Here is an 18,464-nt window from a genome sequence, read left to right on the forward strand (position 1 = left end):
TATCAGGAGCCCAACTTAAAATGTGCCGCGTTAATATTATATTGCTTCATTTTTCGCCATAACGTGGTACGGCCAATTTTCAGCAGGCTGACCATCTCCTGAATACGTCCCCCGGTCACCCTTGCCGCGTGAATAATGGCATCTTTCTCAATGTCGCTAAAAGCGACACTGGCAGAGAGGCTACCGGTCATAGATTCCGGGATCCGGTGTTCATTGAAAAGATATTCCGGCAGATGATTCAGGTGAATACGGCCATTTTCACTTCTCAGCGCCGTATTTTCGATGACACTGTTGAGCTCGAAGTCATTACCGGGCCAGTCGCAGGCAATCAGCGGGGCCAGGACATCATCATCCATAGACAGACGAGTCGAAAAGCGTTTTTCCAGGCGACGTAAGCGGTGATTCACCAGCGAAGGGATGCTGTTACGTCGCTGTCGCAGCGGGGGGATCACTATTTCAAAGGCGTGTAAGGCGTAATAGAGCTGGCGGCTAAAGCGGTTTTGTTCCACCAGCCGCGCCAAATCCACCGTTGTGGCGGCAATCACTTTCACGTCCACTGGCACCACACGGCGTGCGTCAAGACGGGTGATGACCCCCTGTTTGATTACCTGTAATAACGCCGACTGCAGTTCGGGGGCCAGATACTCAATTTTTTCCAGATACAGCGTGCCGCCGTGCGCCAGTTCCAGGCGGCTTAACCGCCCTTCTCTGTCGTCATCCGCCGTACTGGCGATAAAATCCCGAACCTGATCGGCATACAACTGGCAGTTCACCGCAATATACGGGCCTTCCGCCCGTTCGCTGGCATTATGGATCGCCTGACTGAGCAACTCCTTGCCGACCCCCTCTTCACCGCATAACAACACCGGGAAGCTGCTCCGCGCCGCCTGACGGCCAAAATGGACGATACGCTGTGTTTGTGGATCGTCCTGCGCCATCTGCGCGAAGGTATGGCTCACTTTACCCAACTGGCTGGTCATCAACTGGCGCATCTTTTCCACCGGATGCAGCAGCAAAATAAAACTGGTGCCCTGCGTTTCGACAATCGGTTTGAGGGTTATCACCGTATCGACGAACTGGTGCTGGCTTTCAAACGTCGTCTCAACATGATGAAGTGGGCGCTGATGGCGGATCGCACGTAGCAGAACGCTGGGCAGCGTCAGGAGTTCACTGAGGTTTTTGCCGTGGGCCGCCGTCACGTCCAGATGCAGCAGTCGTGCTGCCTGAGCGTTGATAAATTGCAGACATCCCTGCGCGTTCCAGGTCATCACGCCGTCATCCATGCTCTCCAGTAAACCGTACAACTGATTAAGATGGCGGTTTGATTCGGCAAGCAGGCTGTCGGTGAGCAGAGAGTTCCCCACCTCACGCGCGATCGCCAGCGTTAATGACAGATCGGCAGGCGAGACGTCGTCTGCCGGACAGCCCAGCGCAATCGATCCAGAGAGGCGTCCGTGGTTGTCGAAAATGGGTGTCGAACAAAAACTCCACGCGCCGAGTGCCTGTTTAAAATGGTGATCGGGTAGCGTTTTTACCGGCTGCCCCAGCATGGAGGCCAGCGACAGCGCACAGCTGCCAATGATGCTTTCCGCGCAATAGGTGCCGTCGATAAAGCCGAGAACCGCCAGCTGCTGGAGCGTATTGGCATCGCCGCAGCGGCTGAGCACACAGGCACTTTCATCAAGAATAAACAGCGCGCATTTTCGCGGCGACATATATTCCCACGCGTCCTCCAGTGCCGCCTGTCCGAGCGTGAGCATCGCCGTCTTGCGCCGACAGATAGAGTCAAACGTCAGCCCCTGTGCCCGGTGCGGCAGCGCCCAGAACTCGCGCTGCATCATTTTGCCGCAGCGCAGCCATGAGGCGCGAATATATTCCGGGACGTCCGCTGCTGGTGTTGTCATCACGCTGCTCTTCACTGTTGGTTTCTCCACGATTCCGGGTGCGGTCGCTCGCAATTTTGCCGTATCTCGCGCTTTAGCGTTCCGTTATGGAACATCTCTCAGAATTAACGTTCCTTTATGAAACATAACATTGATGAATTTCCTTTTTCACGCGCTGGGGCACAATTCCGTTATCGGCAGCGAGCGGTCGCCGTGGCGTTGAACACAACCGATCCCCTGGAGCCTAAGACCCGGAGCAAGAGAATGAAAAAGCTGATTAACCGTGTGGAAGACGTACTGAGTGAACAACTGGCTGGCCTCGCAAAAGCGCATCCGTCACTGACCCTGCATCAGGATCCGGTGTATGTGACCCGTTCAGATGCCCCTGTACAGGGCAAAGTCGCGCTGCTTTCCGGCGGCGGCAGCGGTCATGAGCCGATGCACTGCGGCTACATCGGCCAGGGCATGCTGTCCGGTGCCTGCCCCGGGGAAATTTTTACTTCCCCGACCCCCGATAAAATGTTCGAATGCGCCATGCAGATTGACGGCGGCGAAGGCGTGCTGCTGATCGTGAAAAACTACACTGGCGATATTCTCAACTTCGAAACCGCCACCGAACTGCTGCACGAAAGCGGCGTGAAAGTCACCACCGTGGTCGTAGATGACGACGTGGCGGTCAAAGACAGCCTCTATACCGCCGGACGACGTGGCGTTGCGAATACCGTTCTGATTGAAAAGCTGGTTGGGGCGGCGGCTGAACGCGGCGATTCCCTGGAAGCCTGCGCCGAGCTCGGGCGTAAACTTAATAATCACGGACATTCGATCGGTATCTCCCTCGCGGCGTGTACGGTTCCGGCAGCCGGTCAACCCTCTTTCACCCTTGCCGACAATGAAATGGAGTTCGGTGTGGGGATCCACGGCGAGCCCGGCATCGACCGTCGCGCCTTTGTCTCACTCGACAGGACCGTTGACGAGATGTTCGATACTCTGCTGGAAAACGGAACCTATAGCCGCACGCTGCGCCACTGGGATCCCGCGCAGGGGGTCTGGCAGGAAGATAAGCAAGGCAAACAACCGTTGCAACGAGGCGATCGCGTCATCGCGCTGGTCAATAACCTCGGCGCCACGCCGCTTTCAGAACTGTATGGCGTCTATAACCGTCTCGACGCACGCTGCCAGCAGGCGGGTATCGTCATCGAACGCAATCTGATTGGTTCATATTGTACGTCACTGGATATGACCGGCTTTTCCATCACGCTGTTAAAAGTGGATGACGAGACGCTGGCACTCTGGGACGCGCCGGTTCACACCCCGGGCCTGAACTGGGGCAACTAAGGAGAGAGTCATGTCACTTACCAGAGCGCAGATTGTGAGTTGGCTTTATCGCTGCGGGGAGATTTTCAGCAAAGAGAGTGATTATCTCACCGGGCTGGATCGCGAGATTGGCGATGCTGACCACGGTTTGAATATGCATCGCGGCTTTAGCAAAGTGGTCGAAAAATTACCGGCCATTGCGGATAAAGATATCGGCTTTATTTTAAAAAACACCGGGATGACGCTGCTGTCAAACGTTGGAGGGGCCAGTGGCCCGCTGTTCGGCACCTTTTTTATCCGTGCCGCACAGGCCACGCAGGCGCATCAGAGTTTGTCGCTCAATGAGCTCTATCAAATGATGCGCGAAGGTGCTGATGGCGTGATAAGCCGGGGTAAAGCCGAACCGGGTGATAAAACAATGTGCGATGTCTGGGTGCCGGTGGCAGAGTCATTGCGCCAGTCCAGTGAGCAGAACCTCTCCGTCATCGCCGCGCTGGACGCTGCCGCCGCGCAGGCGGAAGCCGCCGCCCAAAGCACGATTACGATGCAGGCCCGCAAAGGTCGCGCCAGCTATCTGGGCGAGCGCAGTATCGGGCATCAGGATCCGGGCGCGACCTCGGTGATGTTTATGATCCAGATGCTGGCAGCCGCGGCAAAAGAGTAAGGACAGTAAGATGGTAAACCTGGTCATAGTCTCTCACAGCGCCCGCCTCGGTGAAGGGGTGGGCGAGCTGGCGCAGCAGATGTTAATGGGTGGCGACTGTAAGATAGCCATTGCCGCCGGTATCGACGATCCGCAAAATCCCATCGGCACCGACCCCATCAAGGTGATGGAGGCGATCGAGTCTGTTGCCGATACCGACCACGTGCTGGTAATGATGGACATCGGCAGCGCCCTGCTCAGTGCAGAAACGGCGCTGGACCTCCTCGATCCGACGATCGCGGCGAAAGTACGGCTGTGCGCCGCACCGCTGGTGGAAGGGACGCTGGCGGCTACGGTGAGCGCTGCCGCGGGCGCGGATATCGAAAAGGTCATCGCCGACGCGACGAACGCCCTCGAGGCCAAGCGTGAGCAACTGGGTTTACCCTCTTCTGTTTCTGAGACCCGCATTACCCCTGCCTTTATCGCACAGGATGCGGCGGCAAAATCGGTGTCCGTGGTGATCAAAAATCCTAACGGTCTGCACATCCGTCCGGCCTCCCGGCTAGTGGCAACACTGTCGGGCTTTAACGCCGATCTGCTGCTGGAAAAAAACGGCAAGTGCGTCACGCCGGACAGCCTGAATCAGATTTCGCTGTTGCAGGTTCGCTGTCATGACACGATACGTCTGCTGGCAAGTGGAGAGCAGGCGGATGACGCGCTGGCCGCGTTTAGTCGCCTGGCTGCGGAGGATTTCGGCGAGTCGCTGGAGGACGCGGCGGTTGCCGCATCGCCGACGGCGGACATCACGGGAAACGCCTTCTGTTACACACCCACGCTGCCGCCGATTCAACAAACGTCCGATCGCAGTCCGGGCACAGAGCAGGCGCGATTGCGTAACGCGCTGGATCTCACGCTGCTCGACCTGATGACGCTGATTACCCGCGTGGAAGAAAACTGGCCGGGCGACCTGGCGGCCATTTTCTCTGGCCACCATATGTTGCTGGATGACCCAGAACTGTTTGATACCGCCTGCGGGCTGCTGCGTAGCGAGCACTGTACGGCGGAATATGCCTGGCAGCAGGTGTTAAGCAGTCTGAGCACGCAGTATCGTCAACTGGATGACGCCTATCTGCAGGCGCGCTACATCGATATCGACGATCTCCTGCACCGCACGCTGCGTCATTTGCTGCAAAGCCCGCTGGGTCTGCCTGACGTTAGCGCGCCAGCCATACTGGTTGCCGACAACCTGTTTCCGTCCACGGTGTTGGAACTCGACCCGAACGTGGTGAAAGGCATCTGCCTGCGGGAAGGCAGTGCGCTCGCGCATGGCGCCTTGATCGCCCGGGAGATGGACATCGCCTGGATATGCCAGCAGGGCGACGCGCTTAACGATGTACAAACGGGTGAGCGACTCACCCTTGATGTGGCGCAAAATCGCGTCGTCAGGGAAAGGAAACCGCTGTAACGTCGCAAAAAAAGGGGGGTAACCACGCGCCGGGAGCGATCCTGGACTACGATTTTCTCATGGTAGATACCGTTATTCGGTACGCACTAAGGAGATGAATCAATGCATACCCCTGCTTTTCGCACGTCTGCTTCGCTGTCGTTGGTCATAAGATTAGCGGTTTCCGGCACGCTTCTTACCTTCTCTTCGCTGTCGGTTAACGCCGAAGAGATGCCGGTCTCCCCGCCGCAACCGCCAGATGTTCTGCTCGGTCCTCTGTTTAACGATGTGCAGAATGCCAGGCTGTTTCCCGATCAGAAAACCTTTGCCGATGCCGTGCCTAACAGCGATCCGCTGATGATCCTCGCGGATTACCGGATGCAAAAGAATCAGTCCAGTTTCGATTTGCGCCACTTCGTGAGCGTCAACTTTACGCTGCCGAAAGAGGGGGAAAAATATGTTCCGCCGAAAGGGCAGTCACTGCGAGAACATATCAACGGGCTGTGGCCGGTGTTAACCCGCTCCACCGAAAACGTGGAAAAATGGGATTCACTGCTGCCGCTGCCTGAGCCTTACGTGGTGCCCGGCGGACGCTTCCGGGAAGTTTATTACTGGGACAGTTACTTCACCATGCTGGGACTTGCCGAAAGCGAACACTGGGACAAGATTGCCGACATGGTGGCAAACTTCGCCTGGGAAATTGATACCTTCGGCCATATTCCCAATGGCAACCGCACCTACTACCTGAGCCGCTCCCAGCCGCCCTTCTTTTCGCTGATGGTCGAACTGCTGGCACAGCATGACGGCGACGATGCGCTGAAAAAATACCTGCCGCAGATGCAAAAAGAGTACACCTACTGGATGGAAGGCGTCGAAACACTGCAGGCAGGTCAACAGAACAAGCGGGTCGTAAAGCTGGATGATGGCACCCTTCTCAACCGTTACTGGGATGAGCGGGATACACCGCGACCGGAATCCTGGGTCGAAGATATTGCCACGGCGAAAAGCAATCCAAACCGCCCGGCGACCGACATTTATCGCGATTTGCGCGCAGCGGCAGCGTCCGGCTGGGATTTCAGTTCACGCTGGATGGATAATCCGCAGCAGCTTGGCTCGCTGCGAACCACCAGCATCGTTCCGGTCGATCTCAACGCCCTGCTGTTCAAAATGGAAAAAATTCTCGCGCGCGCCAGCAAAGCCGCGGGCGATGAGGCCAAAGCCAGTCAGTACGAAACGCTGGCGAATGCCCGACAGAAAGCCATTGAACATTACCTGTGGAATGATAAAGAGGGCTGGTACGCGGATTACGATCTGAAGAGCAAGCGGGTGCGTAATCAGTTGACCGCCGCCGCCCTGTTCCCGCTGTATGTCAATGCCGCCTCGAAAGACCGCGCCAGCAAAATGGCGACGGCCACCCGCGCGCATCTGCTGCAACCGGGCGGACTTGCCACCACCTCGGTGAAAAGCGGACAGCAGTGGGATGCGCCAAACGGCTGGGCCCCGCTTCAGTGGGTCGCCACCGAAGGCTTACAGAACTACGGGCAGAATGACGTGGCGATGGAGGTGAGCTGGCGTTTTCTGACCAACGTGCAGCACACGTACGATCGCGAGCAAAAGCTGGTGGAAAAATATGACGTCAGCAGCACCGGAACCGGCGGTGGCGGCGGAGAATATCCGTTGCAGGATGGTTTTGGCTGGAGCAACGGCGTCACGCTGAAGATGCTCGACCTGATCTGTCCGAAGGAAAAACCGTGCGATAGCGTGCCGGAAAAACGCCCGGTCGCCAGCCCGGCATCCGCTGAGCAACCACAAAAACAGGCAACGCCATAATACGCAATGCCTGACCGGCCTGGGGATGCCAGGCCGGTTTTCGCTTCACACAATCAGAAACGGTAGCTTGCCCCGACCTGAACCGTGCGATCACGGCCAATCCAGCAGTTGGTGCTGTCGTAGCAACTGAACGTTTCTTTGTTGGTGATGTTCTGCGCGCTGGCTTTTAACGTCACCCCGCTCAACGAAGGCAGCGCCTCGCCTAAACGATACGACACGGCGAGATCGTACTGTGTCGTGCCCCCCAGTTTACCGCCCTTGTTATCCGGCGAAATCTCCATCGGCCCGGAATAGCGCTCCCCTGCGCCCATTGTTAGCCCGCGCAGAGCGGTCGCATCAAAGGTGTAATCGCCCCACAGATTAAACGCATTCTCCGGCACCTGCGTCGGACGCTTGCCTTCGTAGGTTTCATCTTCGGTATTGATCGCATGGGTGTAAGCGTAATTGGCGATTAACGTGACGTTGTCACCTGGCCGACTGATCACCGAAAGTTCAGCCCCTTTCGATTCGATCTCCCCGGTCTGTCGATAATCCCAGGTCGGCGTGGCGGAAAGGACATTCTTCTGGCGAATGTTAAACACCGACGCGGTCAGCGTTGTCGCGTAATCGGCCAGCAGGTATTTCACCCCGCCTTCCAGCTGTTTGCTGGTCGTCGGCTTCACGTCTTTCGCCGTCAGCGTGCCCTGCGGTGAAATCGGTTTGAAGCCTTCGGAATAGCTGATAAACGGTGAAATACCGTTTTCAAAGGCATAGAGCGCGCCAAACCGTTTGGTCACCCGGTCCTGTGCGATCCAGGTTTTCTCGTCGTTTTGCATCGCATCAGTAGTCGTAGAACGGTAATCGTCATAGCGAAGACTGGCCAGCAGATTTAAGCCACCAAACTCGACCTGATCCTGCAGATAGTAGCCATTTTGCTGATAAGAAAGGCGGTTTTTCTGCGCAGTGTACAGCCCCAGATCGGCGGTATGCACCTGATGGAAATCCGGGTCGCGCATGTCAATTCCCGGCGTGGTACTGGCGTAGCGGTAGAAGTAATGGCTGTCGAGTTTCTGATAGTCAAAACCGGCCAGCAAATGGTGCTGCCAGTCACCCAGCGCGAGCGTTTTTGTCACCTGGTTGTCGATGTTGAAACTCTTCAGATCTTCATCAGTGGTATAGGCAAAGCGGTCAAGCATCCATACCGGGTTCGTACCATTACCGGTTGAATAGACGCTGCGCTGGTGTGTATCGACATCAAAATAGCGCGCCTGCTGACTGAATCCCCAACCAGTGTCAAATTCATGCTCGAAATGATAACCCACCATCCACTGACGCTGTTTAAAGCCACTCCACTCATCTCCGGCATAATCACGACTGTCGGCGTACCCCGAGCGCAAGTAAGCAATCGGTAGCGGGTTCGATGGTGACAACGACGGTGTATTTTGTACCAGTGCATCCAGCGTCAGGCGCGTTTTGTTGTCCGGTTGCCAGGTGACGGAAGGTGCCAGCAGATAGTCTTCATAACGCGTGGTGTGCGGTTGGTCATCCCCCTCCGTCGCCTTACCCAGCAGACGGTAATTCCAGTCGCTGTCGCTGATTTTACCGGTGGAGTCCAGATAGCCCTCTTTCAGATTACGCGTACCGGTATTAAAGCCGATCTCCGTTTTTTGCTCAGCCTGCGGTTTTTTGCCCTGAATATTCACCAGCCCTCCCGGCGAACCGTTGCCATACAGCACGGATGCGGGCCCTTTCAGGATATCCACGCTCTCCACCAGCAGTGGGTCGATACGCGCTTTGGTATTACCGGTGACGTTGTACGGCAACTGCAAGCCGTTGTAGTACTCCTGATCGACGGAGAAACCGCGAATCTTGTACTCGCTCATATAGGACGTATTGCCGCGCACTTCCGTCGACACCCCCGGCGCATAGCGAAGGATCTCGTTGACAGAATTTGCATGACGTAAGGCTATCTCGTGATTATCAATGGTATTAATCACCTGCGGCGTTTTACTTTCCGGGACGGCAGATTTGGTGGCGCTGTTGGTCCAGGCAGGCAGCAGGCTCTCCTGTCCCGTTGCTGATACCACGATGGTGGATTCGTTGGAATCTGCCGCATAAGAGGGCGAGGCCAGAGCCAGTGAGATACAGCCAGAAAGCGCGCAACGTCGGAAGGAAGAAATTGTCATAGTGAGAATAATTATCAGTTTGAATTGGAATGCTAATTATTCTCATTTCAATGGGTAAATCAAGAGAGGAATTGAAGGGGAATACAGATGAAAACACGGCTCCCGCAGGAGCCGTGTTATTAATCGCGGCGCAGGAGTCGAAATACCCCCAGCACCACAATGGCGCCGACCACGGCGACCAGGAAGCTGTGAAGGTTAAAGCCACTGATGGTGCCGCCAATACCAAACATGGTCGCCAGCCATCCGCCCACGACGGCACCCACTATGCCGAGAATACAGGTCAGGATGAATCCGCCGCCGTCACGTCCCGGCATTAGCAATTTGGCGATAACACCGGCAATCAAACCAAATACAATCCAGGCAATAATTCCCATGTTCAGACCCTCTTTTCAGGGAAACCACACGCAACAGATTCTTGCGCTTGTCCGTTAAGTATAGGCAACCCCTTGATCCTCGCTGTTTCCGAAGGACTGAATTATTTGTCTTTGGTAAAAAAAATCACGCGTTTGTATTAAGTTCTCCTGCGCCTTGCCGATAACCGTTCGATAGACTGTCAGGCATTCAGGGGTCATTCCGCGTGAGTCATTATAATGAGCAGTTTCTGAAGCAAAATCCGTTGGCGGTATTGGGCGTTCTTCGCGACTTAAACAGCAATCAGGTGCCTTTGCGCGTCTCCTGGCGCGGCGGGCAATTCATCAGCAAGATCCTTGACGTCTCGGCCGAAAGACTGGTGATGGACTTTGGCAGTCAGCAAAACGAAAACCTCGCCGTACAGAAGGCGCGCAATATTACCTTCATCGCTGAAACCCAGGGCGCGAAGGTTGAGTTTACCCTTGAGCAGTTGCACAGTGGTGAGTATCAGCAACTTCCGGCCTTTATCACCCCGCTTCCTCCGGCGCTGTGGTTTGTCCAACGACGGGAATACTTTCGCATCTGCGCGCCGCTCCATCCCCCCTATGACTGTACCGCGCAGATGCCAGATAACAGCACCCTACGTTTTCGTCTGTACGATCTTTCCCTCGGCGGAATGGGCGCGCTGCTGGAAGGCCCGAAGCCGTCAGGACTCACGGAAGGAATGCGTTTTTCGCAGATTGCGTTAGATATGGGGGAATGGGGCATGTTTCACTTTGATGCACAACTGATCTCCGTAACCGAGCGCAAAGTGATTGACGGGAAAAATGAGACGATTTCCACTCCCCGCCTGAGCTTTCGTTTTCTTAACGTCGGCCCGGCGGTGGAGCGGGAACTTCAGCGGATTATCTTTTCCCTTGAGCGCGAGGCACGGGAGAAATCGAATAAAGTGCGCGACTGATTACATCGCATCCAGCGCGCGCTGCAATTTATAGATGTAGCGCGGGGCCTGGGGCGCAGGATGGTTATCCGCGACGTGCTCAACGAACTCATCGGCACTGAGATCGTTGATTTTGCTAATCGCTTTTTTCCGGTCAGAGGAGAACGTACGCAGTAGCGCGCCTGCGCCGTTGGCATAGGAGACCACCAGCGCATACTGCATCACCTGCGGATCTTCAATGCCGGCAAGTGGGCCCGTCTCCAGAATACTCAGGTAGGCGGCGCCCATTGAGATATTGCGCTCCGGATTTTTCAGTTCACTGGTCGAAGGCTCGCCGCTCCAGCCCATCCGACGATAGACATCGCGCCCGGAGGTTGACGCTTTCAGTTGCATCAGCCCTATCGCATTCGATTTGCTGACCGCATTGGGATTCCCGCCTGACTCAATCGCAATGATCGCCGTAATCAATTGTGGGCTAACGCCCCACGCCGCCCCGGCTTTTTCGCTGATTGGCATCCATTGCATGGCGCGTTTCACCGGCACTTCCGCATTCCACGGGGGATTTTTGTAATCCTGTTTTGAACTACAACCCGCAAGCAACACAATCAAAAAAGCAAACCATCTCAATTTCACGTCTTCTGTCCTTATCGCCGGAACGCTTCGTTACTAAAACCACCGTTATAAACCGGATTAGCAAGGCAGCCTCCGGCAAAACGTTCTACTATAGGCGGCATGATATACATTTGGTTTCTGTTGTAGCAAGGAATTGCCATGTCCCGGTTTCACTTAATTGCCCCCTCGGGCTACTGCATTAATCAACACGCGGCTTTGCTTGGTATCCAGCGCCTTAAGGAGGCCGGGCATCAGGTCGACAATACGGCGGTGGTCAGTCGTCGCCATCAACGCTTTGCGGGTACGGAATCGGAGCGTCTGGCGGACGTGAATGGTCTTGTGCATCTCACCGCGCCGGATACCATCGTTATGCCGGTGCGCGGCGGCTATGGCGCGAGTCGACTGCTGGCGCACATCGACTGGCAGGCCCTTGCCGCCCGGCAACAGCACGATCCGTTGCTCATTTGCGGTCACAGTGACTTTACGGCGATCCAGTGTGGTTTGCTGGCGCTGGGCAATGTCATTACCTTCAGCGGTCCGATGCTGGCGGCGAACGTTGGCGCGCCGGAGCTGAATACCTTTACGCAAACCCATTTCTGGCGAGCATTGCGTCACGCGCAGTACACGGTGGAATGGCAAGGCGACGGTCCGGACTGTCACACGGAAGGAACGCTGTGGGGCGGCAATCTGGCGATGCTGATTTCGCTTATCGGCACCCCGTGGATGCCAAAAATTGAAAACGGTATTCTGGTACTGGAAGACATTAATGAGCACCCTTTTCGCGTCGAGCGCATGCTGCTGCAACTGTTTGACGCGGGTATTTTAAACCGCCAGAGCGCCATTGTGCTGGGCAGTTTTAGCGGCAGCGCCCCGAATGAGTATGATACCGGTTACGATCTCAACACGGTGTATGCGTTTTTACGTGAACGCCTCTCTGTTCCGCTGATTACCGGGCTCGATTTTGGTCATGAGCCGCGCACCGTGACGCTGGCGATAGGCGCACATGCCGTATTGCAAAACAGTCAAAGTGGCACGCAACTTACGATCTCGGGTCATCCCTTTCTGAAATCATAAAAAAAACGGCTGTCGGGGCTAAGTAACGCCCGGTTGCAGCCGTTAATATGATAATGTCAATGCAGAAAAAAATGGCTAATTGAGGAGTAACCGAACGTTGGACGCCGCGGCAATAATCAGTCTTTTCATTTTGGGGTCTGTCCTCGTTACCAGTAGTATCTTACTCAGTTCATTTTCATCACGCCTTGGCATTCCGATTCTGGTTATCTTTCTGGCGATTGGCATGCTGGCCGGTGTTGATGGCGTCGGCGGTATCCCGTTCGATAACTATCCCTTTGCCTATATGGTCAGTAACCTGGCGTTGGCGATTATTCTGCTTGATGGTGGGATGCGCACGCAGGCCAGCTCGTTTCGCGTTGCGCTCGGTCCGGCGCTCTCTCTGGCGACCGTTGGCGTGCTGATCACCTCCGGTTTAACCGGTATGATCGCCGCCTGGCTGTTTAATCTCGACCTGATCCAGGGGTTGCTGATTGGCGCCATTGTCGGCTCAACGGATGCGGCGGCGGTCTTTTCCCTGCTTGGCGGTAAAGGGCTGAACGAACGTGTCGGCGCGACGCTGGAAATTGAATCCGGCAGTAATGACCCGATGGCGGTGTTCCTGACCATTACGCTTATCGAGATGATTCAGCAGCACGAAACCGGCTTAAGCTGGATGTTCGCCGTCCACATTATTCAGCAGTTTGGTCTGGGCATCCTGCTTGGACTGGGCGGCGGCTATCTGCTACAGCAGATGATTAATCGTATCTCCCTGCCCGCCGGACTCTACCCACTGTTAGCCCTGAGCGGCGGGATTCTGGTGTTTGCGCTGACCACGGCGCTGGAAGGCAGCGGGATTCTGGCGGTCTATCTGTGCGGCTTTTTGCTGGGCAATCGCCCGATTCGCAACCGTTTTGGCATTCTGCAAAACTTCGACGGGCTGGCCTGGCTGGCGCAGATCGGCATGTTCCTGGTGCTCGGACTGCTGGTGAATCCTTCCGACCTGCTGCCGATTGCCATTCCGGCGCTAATCCTGTCCGCCGGGATGATTTTCGTCGCCCGTCCGCTTTCCGTCTTTGTCGGACTGCTGCCGTTTCGCGGCTTTAATCTGCGTGAACGCGTGTTTATTAGCTGGGTGGGTCTGCGCGGTGCGGTGCCCATCATCCTCGCTGTCTTTCCGATGATGGCGGGTCTGGAAAATGCCCGTCTGTTCTTCAATGTCGCCTTCTTCGTGGTGCTGGTGTCACTGGTTTTTCAGGGCACCTCCCTCTCTTGGGCGGCGAAAAAGGCGAAAGTAGTGGTGCCACCGGTCGGCTGGCCGGTCTCACGCGTAGGGCTGGATATTCACCCGGACAATCCGTGGGAGCAGTTTGTCTATCAACTCAGCGCCGATAAATGGTGTGTTGGCGCGGCGCTGCGCGATCTGCATATGCCCCAGGAAACACGCATTGCGGCGCTGTTTCGCGACAATGTGCTGTTTCATCCCACTGGCAGCACCCGTCTGCGTGAAGGCGACGTGCTGTGCGTCATTGGCCGTGAACGCGATCTCCCGGCGCTGGGCAAACTGTTCAGTCAGTCACCGCCGGTGGCGCTGGATCAGCGCTTCTTCGGCGACTTTATTCTGGAAGCCAGCGCCAAGTATGCCGATGTGGCGCTGATTTATGGTCTGGATGACGGAACGGAGTACCGCGATAAGCAGCAAACGCTGGGCGAAATTGTTCAGCAACTGCTGGGAGCCGCCCCGGTTGTCGGGGACCAGGTCATCTTCGCCGGGATGGTCTGGACGGTCGCAGAAAAAGAGGACAATCAGGTTCGTAAAGTCGGGGTTCGCGTTGCCGGGGATGAAGACGAAGAGTAGTGATCATGCCGGATGGCGCTGCGCTTATCCGGCCTACTGATGACTCCGCTGTAAGCCGGATAAGCCGCATCGCGCCGCCATCCGGCAACATAAAAGAAAGTTACACCGTCACAACCGGAACACGCAACGCCAGCGAACACATCAACTCATAGCCCACGGTTCCTGCTGATTTCGCCACGTCGTCAATTTTGATCTCCTTGCCCCACAGTTCCACCGGCGTCCCGATGCCTGCCTGCGGGCATGGCGTCAAATCCACCGCCAGCATATCCATCGACACCGTTCCCACGGTAGTGGTCCGCACGCCGTCCACCAGCACCGGCGTGCCGCCTGGCGCATGACGGGGATAACCGTCCGCGTAGCCTGCCGCCACGATGCCGATACGCTGTTCGCCTCTGGCGGTATAGCGCCCGCCATAACCGACGCGATCCCCCGCTTTCAGCGTTTGCACGCCGATGATTTCGCTGCTGAGCGTCATCACTGGCTTCAGCCCGGTATTGGCGATATCGCGCCACTGGCCTGACGGCGAAGCGCCATAAAGAATAATGCCCGGTCGCACCCAGTCAAAATGCGCATCAGGATGCCACAGCGTGGCGGCTGAATTTGACAGTGACCGGCGGCATTCCAACCCTTCTGTGGCCAGCGCGATGCGTTCCATCGCATTGCGGATCCCGTCAGGGTGTTCAGCGTCGGCGAAGTGCGACATCAGCGTCATTTCGCCGACGTTCGACATGGCACGCAGCTGCTGCCACACCGTTTGCAGCCGTTCCGGCAGGAAGCCCAGACGGTTCATGCCGCTGTTAACCTTCACGTAGACATCCAGCGGCGCCTTCAGCTTCGCATTCTGAATCGCTTTAAGCTGCCAGTTGCTGTGAACGCAGGTGGTCAAACGCCAGGTGTCGTACAGCGCCAAATCGTCCGCATGGAAAAACCCTTCCAGCATGAGAATTGGCCCTTTCCAGCCGCGTTCACGCAGGGTTACCGCCTCCTCCAGATTAAGGAGGGCAAAACCGTCGGTGTTGCCCAGCGCATTCCAGATCCGTTCAATGCCGTGACCATACGCATTCGCTTTCACCACCGACCAGACGCGGGCGTCCGGTGCAGCCTGACGCACAATGCTCAGGTTTTGTTTCATTGCCTGCAAGTCAAGACTGGCCAGTATAGGGCGGGTCATCTCGCGTCCTTCTTAGTTGTGTGCGCCGTGCAGATGTTGGGGACGTGAAGGCGTAAAGCCCGCGTGGTAGCGCGCCACGCTCAGATCGTCATACGGAATGGCAGGCGTGCGACCCGACAGGATGTCGCTCAGCAACTGCCCTGAACCACAGGCCATCGTCCATCCCAGCGTACCGTGTCCGGTATTCAGCAACAGATTTTTGAAGCGGGTACGCCCCACGACCGGCGTACCGTCTGGCGTCATCGGACGCAGTCCGGTCCAGAATGTCGCCTGTTCAATATGTCCCCCGCGCGGGTAGAGATCGCGAACCACCATCTCAAGCGTTTCCCGACGCGGCTGGAGTAATTCGGTATTGAAGCCGACAATTTCTGCCATACCGCCCACGCGGATACGCTGGTCAAAACGGGTAATGGCGATTTTGTAGGTTTCATCAAGAATAGTCGAAACCGGCGCGCCATCCTCTTCCGCCACCGGAATCGTCAGCGAATAGCCTTTCAGCGGATAGACCGGAATATCGACAATCCCTTTCAGCATCGCCGTGGAGTAAGAGCCCATCGCCATGACGTACGCATCGGCTTTAACGATCTCATCACCACATTTCACGCCGTAAATCTGCTCGCCTTCGCAAAGCAGTTTATCCACTGGCGTATTGAAGCGGAATTTAACCCCCGCCTGTTCGGCCATCTGCGCCAGACGCTGGGTAAAGAGCTGGCAGTCGCCGGTTTCGTCATTCGGCAAACGTAAGCCGCCGGTCAGTTTGTGCGCCACTTCAGCCAGCGCCGGTTCGACTTCCGCCAGTCGACTGGCTTCCAGCAACTGATACGGCACGCCAGCGTCTTCCAGCACGGCGATGTCGCGCGTGGCGTTCTCATACTGCTGTGCGGTGCGGAACAGTTGCAGCGTGCCGCCCTGCCGTCCTTCATACTGGATACCGGTCGATTCACGCAGCGCTTTCAGGCAGTCACGGCTGTATTCCGCCAGACGCACCATCCGTCCTTTGTTTTCCATGTAGTGGCTGGTATCGCAATTACGCAGCATCTGCCACATCCATTTCAACTGGAACGGTGTGCCGTCCAGACGCACCGCCAGCGGCGCATGACGCTGGAACATCCATTTGATCGCCTTTAGCGGTACACCCGGCGCAGCCCAGGGCGCAGCATAGCCCGGAGAGATCTGCCCCGCATTCGCCGCGCTGGTTTCCAGCGCCGGGCCGGGTTCGCGATCGATGACGGTGACATCATGTCCAGCCTGACTCAGATACCAGGCGCTGGTCACGCCAACGACGCCACTTCCCAGTATGACAACTCGCATAGCCACTCCGTTAACAGTAACAGTAAAAGAACAATCATCTAATTACATCTTGATAACCCAGATGAAAATATTATTCAACATATGGCTTTTTTATGGTGACATATCTCACATATAGCAGGAGGAACAGTGAACTCATTGCTTTGGGATCTCCTGCTGTGGGTTATTTTTATCCAGCATAAAATGTTGTCATGGCCGCAAAATCCGGCGGGTAGACCAGCGGAAATCGCAAAGAAAATATTTCTCCACTGACACGGTTTTTAACAGGGTGTTCTATGCTTGAAATGAGGTGCTCCACACAGAGAGTGCCGCCAACAATGAGGGTGCGCGAATGGCTACGATTGATTCCATGAACAAGGACACCACACGGTTGAGCGATGGACCCGACTGGACGTTTGATCTGCTGGATGTTTATCTGGCAGAGATAGACCGGGTGGCGAAACTCTACAGACTGGATACCTACCCGCACCAGATTGAGGTCATCACCTCCGAGCAGATGATGGATGCATACTCCAGCGTCGGGATGCCCATTAACTATCCTCACTGGTCGTTTGGCAAAAAATTCATCGAGACTGAACGGCTGTATAAACACGGTCAGCAGGGGCTGGCCTATGAGATTGTGATTAACTCCAACCCGTGTATTGCCTATCTGATGGAGGAAAACACCATCACCATGCAGGCGCTGGTGATGGCGCACGCCTGCTATGGACATAACTCCTTCTTCAAAAATAATTATCTGTTTCGCAGCTGGACCGACGCCAGTTCCATTGTTGATTACCTGATCTTCGCGCGTAATTACATTACCCAGTGCGAAGAGCGGTACGGCGTAGACGAGGTTGAGCGATTGCTCGACTCCTGCCACGCGCTGATGAATTACGGCGTTGACCGCTATAAACGCCCGCAGAAAATCTCCCTTCAGGAGGAGAAGGCCCGCCAGCAGAGTCGCGAAGAGTATCTGCAAAGCCAGGTGAATATGCTGTGGCGTACCCTGCCGAAGAAAGAGGAAGAGAAGACGGTCGCCGAAGCGCGGCGCTATCCTTCCGAGCCGCAAGAGAACCTGCTCTATTTTATGGAAAAAAATGCCCCGCTGCTGGAGTCATGGCAGCGTGAGATCCTGCGCATTGTACGCAAAGTCAGCCAGTATTTTTATCCGCAGAAACAGACCCAGGTGATGAACGAAGGCTGGGCCACTTTCTGGCATTACACCATTCTGAACCACCTGTATGACGAGGGGAAAGTCACCGAACGTTTTATGCTGGAGTTTTTACACAGCCACACCAACGTGGTATTCCAGCCGCCTTATAACAGCCCGTGGTACAGCGGCATAAACCCTTACGCGCTGGGGTTCGCCATGTTCCAGGACATCAAGCGTATCTGTCAGTCGCCGACGGAAGAAGATAAGTACTGGTTCCCTGATATCGCGGGCTCCGACTGGCTGGACACGCTGCATTTTGCCATGCGGGACTTCAAAGATGAGAGTTTCATCAGCCAGTTCCTGTCACCGAAGGTGATGCGCGATTTCCGCCTCTTTACGGTGCTGGATGACGACCGGCATAACTACCTGGAGATCTCTGCCATTCATAACGAAGAAGGCTACCGCGAAATTCGTAACCGCCTCTCGTCGCAATATAATCTGAGCAACGTGGAGCCGAATATTCAGGTCTGGAACGTGGATCTGCGGGGCGATCGCTCCCTTACACTGCGCTATATCCCGCATAATCGTGCGCCGCTGGATAAAGGACGCAAAGAGGTGCTCAAGCATGTGCATCGGCTGTGGGGATTTGATGTGATGCTGGAGCAGCAAAACGAGGACGGAAGCGTGGAACTGCTGGAGCGTTGTCCGCCCAGAATGAACAGCCTGTAAAACAAAAACCCCCTCATCATGAGGGGGTTCG

Annotated in this window: 14 protein-coding genes; 8 read left to right on the plus strand and 6 right to left on the minus strand. The window is 55.9% G+C overall.

Annotated features, from left to right (window positions below):
* Window positions 1-2: 2 nt before the first annotated feature.
* Window positions 3-1,904: a dihydroxyacetone kinase operon transcriptional regulator DhaR gene (dhaR, locus tag F384_RS08460; RefSeq protein WP_046497952.1), complete on the minus strand. Its 1,902-nt coding sequence runs from the start codon at window positions 1,902-1,904 to the stop codon at window positions 3-5.
* Between the two features lie 243 nt (window positions 1,905-2,147).
* On the opposite strand from dhaR, the gene dhaK reads away from it, so the two are divergent.
* The 4 genes from dhaK (at window position 2,148) to F384_RS08480 (ending at window position 7,114) form a co-directional block, all read left to right on the plus strand.
* A complete protein-coding gene (dhaK, locus tag F384_RS08465) occupies window positions 2,148-3,218 on the plus strand; it encodes a dihydroxyacetone kinase subunit DhaK (protein WP_046481088.1) in 1,071 nt (356 codons plus the stop codon).
* Window positions 3,219-3,228: 10 nt separating this feature from the next.
* Window positions 3,229-3,861: a dihydroxyacetone kinase subunit DhaL gene (dhaL, locus tag F384_RS08470; RefSeq protein WP_046481089.1), complete on the plus strand. Its 633-nt coding sequence runs from the start codon at window positions 3,229-3,231 to the stop codon at window positions 3,859-3,861.
* 10 nt (window positions 3,862-3,871) lie between these two features.
* Complete coding sequence (gene dhaM / locus F384_RS08475) at window positions 3,872-5,305, plus strand: dihydroxyacetone kinase phosphoryl donor subunit DhaM (RefSeq protein WP_046481090.1); 1,434 nt, start codon at window positions 3,872-3,874, stop codon at window positions 5,303-5,305.
* A 102-nt stretch (window positions 5,306-5,407) separates the two neighbouring features.
* Window positions 5,408-7,114 carry an alpha,alpha-trehalase gene (locus F384_RS08480; RefSeq protein WP_046481091.1) on the plus strand — a complete coding sequence of 569 codons (1,707 nt, stop codon included), beginning with the start codon at window positions 5,408-5,410 and terminating at the stop codon, window positions 7,112-7,114.
* 53 nt (window positions 7,115-7,167) lie between these two features.
* On the opposite strand, the gene F384_RS08485 is transcribed toward F384_RS08480, so the two are convergent.
* Both F384_RS08485 and F384_RS08490 read right to left on the minus strand, forming a co-directional pair.
* Window positions 7,168-9,279, minus strand: coding sequence for a TonB-dependent siderophore receptor (locus F384_RS08485; RefSeq protein ID WP_046481092.1), 2,112 nt, complete (start codon window positions 9,277-9,279; stop codon window positions 7,168-7,170).
* A 119-nt stretch (window positions 9,280-9,398) separates the two neighbouring features.
* The gene (locus F384_RS08490) at window positions 9,399-9,653 is read right to left on the minus strand and encodes a GlsB/YeaQ/YmgE family stress response membrane protein (protein WP_046481093.1); all 255 of its coding nucleotides are present in this window, start codon (window positions 9,651-9,653) and stop codon (window positions 9,399-9,401) included.
* Between the two features lie 203 nt (window positions 9,654-9,856).
* Here F384_RS08490 and ycgR point away from each other — a divergent pair, with 203 nt between their 5' ends.
* Window positions 9,857-10,591, plus strand: a complete 735-nt coding sequence (gene ycgR, locus F384_RS08495) for a flagellar brake protein YcgR (protein WP_046481094.1) — start codon at window positions 9,857-9,859, stop codon at window positions 10,589-10,591.
* Here ycgR and emtA read toward each other — a convergent pair whose 3' ends face one another.
* Entirely contained in the window at window positions 10,592-11,203 is a 612-nt protein-coding gene (emtA, locus tag F384_RS08500; RefSeq protein ID WP_046481095.1) for a membrane-bound lytic murein transglycosylase EmtA, read from the minus strand.
* 138 nt (window positions 11,204-11,341) lie between these two features.
* Between emtA and ldcA the strand changes: the two genes are divergently transcribed.
* Window positions 11,342-12,256 (plus strand): muramoyltetrapeptide carboxypeptidase, encoded by a 915-nt coding sequence (ldcA, locus tag F384_RS08505; RefSeq protein WP_046481096.1) that lies wholly within the window; start codon window positions 11,342-11,344, stop codon window positions 12,254-12,256.
* A gap of 97 nt (window positions 12,257-12,353) precedes the next feature.
* On the plus strand, window positions 12,354-14,090 hold the full coding sequence (locus F384_RS08510; RefSeq protein WP_046481097.1) for a potassium/proton antiporter: 1,737 nt from the start codon (window positions 12,354-12,356) through the stop codon (window positions 14,088-14,090).
* Between the two features lie 100 nt (window positions 14,091-14,190).
* Here the strand turns inward: F384_RS08510 and dadX are convergent, their stop codons facing one another.
* Both dadX and F384_RS08520 read right to left on the minus strand, forming a co-directional pair.
* On the minus strand, window positions 14,191-15,261 hold the full coding sequence (gene dadX / locus F384_RS08515; protein ID WP_046481098.1) for a catabolic alanine racemase DadX: 1,071 nt from the start codon (window positions 15,259-15,261) through the stop codon (window positions 14,191-14,193).
* 12 nt (window positions 15,262-15,273) lie between these two features.
* A complete protein-coding gene (locus F384_RS08520) occupies window positions 15,274-16,572 on the minus strand; it encodes a D-amino acid dehydrogenase (protein ID WP_046481099.1) in 1,299 nt (432 codons plus the stop codon).
* A 328-nt stretch (window positions 16,573-16,900) separates the two neighbouring features.
* On the opposite strand from F384_RS08520, the gene F384_RS08525 reads away from it, so the two are divergent.
* Window positions 16,901-18,433: a SpoVR family protein gene (locus tag F384_RS08525; protein WP_046481100.1), complete on the plus strand. Its 1,533-nt coding sequence runs from the start codon at window positions 16,901-16,903 to the stop codon at window positions 18,431-18,433.
* Window positions 18,434-18,464 lie beyond the last annotated feature (31 nt).

The sequence above is a fragment of the Citrobacter amalonaticus Y19 genome (genome assembly GCF_000981805.1).
GTDB classification, from domain to species: Bacteria; Pseudomonadota; Gammaproteobacteria; order Enterobacterales; family Enterobacteriaceae; genus Citrobacter_A; species Citrobacter_A amalonaticus_C.